Here is a 3,560-nt window from a genome sequence, read left to right as displayed (position 1 = left end):
AAAAGAAAGACAAAAAGGGCAAAAAAGAAGAACTCATTGGCAAATGTATTTTAGTACACCTCTCGCCTAAAGAAGTAAATGTAGCTTTAGTACCTACTCAAAGCGGAAAAAACCTTCAAGAGGCGATTGCTAAAGTACAGCAGATTTATGAAAAAGTAGGGGTAACACTACATATCACCACTGAAAGACCTTTTGATATTAGCGACCAACTCAAAAACGGCACTTTGCCCACAGAAAACGAGTTTGGCGACCTTTCTACTTATAGTCCTGAACAAAATGCAGTCATCGCTAAATTTACAACCAACAGAAAGCCAAAAGAGAACACATATTACATCTTTTTGGTAAACGACGGCACAGGCGATCACGGCTATATGCGATTAGGTGGGCAATACGGCTTTGTATACAGCACCAATGCACGCACCATAGCCCACGAACTGGGGCACGGCATCTTTAAACTCGAACACCCTTTCAAAGGTAAAAATGCCGACAAAGGTAAAACCTCTGCCCTAATGGATTACAATGAGGGGCAAGACTTCTTCTACCGCGATTGGAAGCAAATCAACGACCCTAAAGTGAAGTTATACGCTTTTCAAGGACAAGGGGAAGGAGAGTATAATGTAAATGCTCATTTAGGATTGACTCCTGATGGTGTTATTTTTGATACATTCTTTTTTAAAGGCAAAAAAATAAACACTACTATTGAAGTTGCGCCAGATAAATATACTATACAAAAGATTAGTTATCAGGGTAATCAATATTATTGGGATAAACAATCCAAAGCATTTGTGGGCGCAGAAGGATCAATAAAAGTAAAGAGAGAAGCTAAAAATATCAATAACAAAGTAAATATCTATCGCAGTCGTAAAGATGGGTGTACCTATGATTATTTGACGATTCCTTGGGAAACGAAAGATGAGCAGTCAACAAATATTGTTCAAACCATAGAGAAATATATAGCTCAATACAATGAAAGCTATTGGAGAATCGCACCGTATACAGTTCGAGATGCTTCTTGTGGAAAGGAATTTTTCACTCATTTACGAGACAGAGATTTACAAGAATGTAGTACTGCTGAAATAAATGAAGGAAGAAAAATATTGCAAGGACTTTTAGCAGAAGCTAATCCTGAAAGGGTAACCTTGAGCGTAAACAATTATTGTATGGCTGCTATATCAGGGTTAACCTATGGTGAAATAGAGAAATTATTTGATATTATAGCCAGCCAGGAAAGAATTACAGAACATTCGGAAGTAGCGTTGCTCCGTTTGATGTCGGGGATTAAGACAACAGATTACAAGCGTTTTTATACCCATTTAGAAGCCAATGGCAATAAACTATTGAAACATCTTATAGAGGAAATAGATGATGCCTCTGTTAATTTCTTGACCGATAAGAAGAATTATACTAACTTTATAGGAGCTTTGGTGTGGATGTTTAACCATAATCCAGCTTCTATTGAAGATAGGTGGGGTAAAAATGAAGAAGATTTTGCCAAAAGAACACTTAACTTAAATCCTATTAGTTATAGTGAATATTCCTCTTTTATGTATTCCTCCTCCACATCAAAGAAAAATGAAGGAGAGTACGTTAGTGCTACAGGAAATATAAAACTTTACGATGTTTATACGATTGAATCTTCTAAAACAGTTCTTGTAAAAGGAGATGTTCCAATAGATGTCGTCAAACAAAGAGAGCTTATCACTGAAGTTTCTCCATTAACGCCACTTATTATCGTTCCTGATAAGGATAAATTACCTTTGTTGCAAACAGCATTGGAAGGGAATAATTTAGGGAATGAAGTATATATAGTACCTGCTATTTTCTTAAAGTATAGCAATGATAAAATAAGGAATGACTATATAGAAAAAGGTGTTATTACGACCTTAGATGTAGCAACAATAGCGCTTAGTGGAGGAACCGCTTTGGCTACAAAAGTGCATTGGGTACGTCGTGCTTGGGCACTGGCAGAAGTAGTAGGAGCTGTGGGAAATATTGTTGTAAATACGCAAGATATAGACCCTAATAGTCTTCTAGGGCAGGTTGTAAACAGTTACAACTTGGCAATAGGAGTTATAGGGATTAAAAATCTTGGACAAGCAGGCTATAAGTTTGCTAAGAACCTACCACAAGCTACAAAAGAGCTTTTGCAGAAGAATGGAAACTTAAGAGCTAAACTTATTAGTTATTACCAAAAATGGCAAACAGAAGTAGCTCAATTAGACAATCCTTCTCAGGCTGAAAAGCAATTAGTGGAGAAGCAAGCGGAGGTTTGGAAAGCATTAGGACTTTGGGATGAAATAATTGATGGTATACCTTCTAATTTCTTTAGGAATGCAAATGATTTAGGAGAGACGTATGATACTTTTAATAAACTTAGTAAGACCGTTAGAGGAGAAGCTTTCAATTATTATAAACAACAAAAGTGGGATAAGTTAGAGCAATTATTTAAAACGTATAAACTAAAATGGCCACCAGCAGATGGAGGATATAATATTATCTATAATGTTTCTTTAAAAAAGGGAATGAAATTTGATCGATATGGAAATGCCATTAAAGAAACTCTAAAGGGAGAAACTCCCATTTTAGCAGGAGAATTTACTAGTCCTATAATCAATGGTAAAAGATATAGTTTTAGTCAAAGAGCTTTGAATAAATTAGAGAGTGAATATGATTTTTATTATGAGATAGAAATCATTAAAGATATTCCTTTTTCTGGGGATAGTGCTGATATAATTCCTTGGTTCAATCAAATAGGAAAAGGAAAACAGATGAAATGGAATATACCCATTAATCCTAAAACAAATTTTCCTAAAACTTGGAACGAATTAGTAAGAGAAGGATACATAAGAGTTATTATTAAAGATAGTCCTTCTGGAAAATATAAATACTTAATTAATAAAGAAATTAAATAGCTATGTTGAATAAGATAGAAAAAAAAATAATAATCAAAAAAAGGGCAGACATTACAAAAAAACAGTTTATTAATAATGAAATGTTTCCATACATTAAAAGTTCTTTTTATTGTTGTAACTGCCAAAAGAAAAACCATATTAATATCATACCATACGAAACAGGGTATCCTTTTTCTGAACTTTATATGAATAATTATCTTTCTGAAAATGAAATATTAGACAATAGAATTGCAAAAGTTACATCTATACATTATAGGAGGTTCGGTCATTTCACTATTAATAATTTACCTACTTTCTATTTTGCAATAAAATGTATAGATTGTGATTCTATTTATTTAATAGTATTTTCATTAGGAGAAAAACAACCAAGTTTGGAAATTTGTCAAATGTCAGACGCTTACGAAATAGAATATATATAAGTTTAATAGAAACATCAAGTCTTATTTACCACCTAAATTCCATAACACCTTCCAAAAATTAGAATTAGAAGACCTCATTTCTTATGCTGATAATGCAGATGATTTTAGGTTTGATATCAAATGGGAATGAAGTGTGGGATACTTTTGTCATTTTTTTGGAAGTAATAATGTATCAAAAATAAAATAAATAATTATATGAATAATAAATATAAACAATCTATACTACATA

At 33.1% G+C, this 3,560-nt stretch carries 2 protein-coding genes; both read left to right on the top strand.

The window, feature by feature from the left end; genetic code table 11:
* The coding region (locus HMPREF1321_RS12145; protein ID WP_009421272.1) for a glycohydrolase toxin TNT-related protein at positions 1–2,912 on the top strand (2,912 nt) is incomplete at its 5' end.
* Positions 2,913–2,914: 2 nt separating this feature from the next.
* Complete coding sequence (locus tag HMPREF1321_RS02725) at positions 2,915–3,331, top strand: hypothetical protein (RefSeq protein ID WP_034575560.1); 417 nt, start codon at positions 2,915–2,917, stop codon at positions 3,329–3,331.
* The last annotated feature ends 229 nt before the right edge of the window (positions 3,332–3,560 follow it).

It is taken from the genome of Capnocytophaga sp. oral taxon 412 str. F0487 (assembly GCF_000271925.1).
In the GTDB taxonomy this organism is placed as follows: Bacteria; Bacteroidota; Bacteroidia; order Flavobacteriales; family Flavobacteriaceae; genus Capnocytophaga; species Capnocytophaga ochracea.
This window is presented reverse-complemented; position numbering and strand designations above follow the sequence as displayed.

Coding starts and splice junctions, on each gene's coding strand:
- HMPREF1321_RS02725 (WP_034575560.1), top strand. CDS start 2,915: ATGTTGAATAAGATAGAAAAAAAAATAATAATCAAAAAAAGGGCAGAC.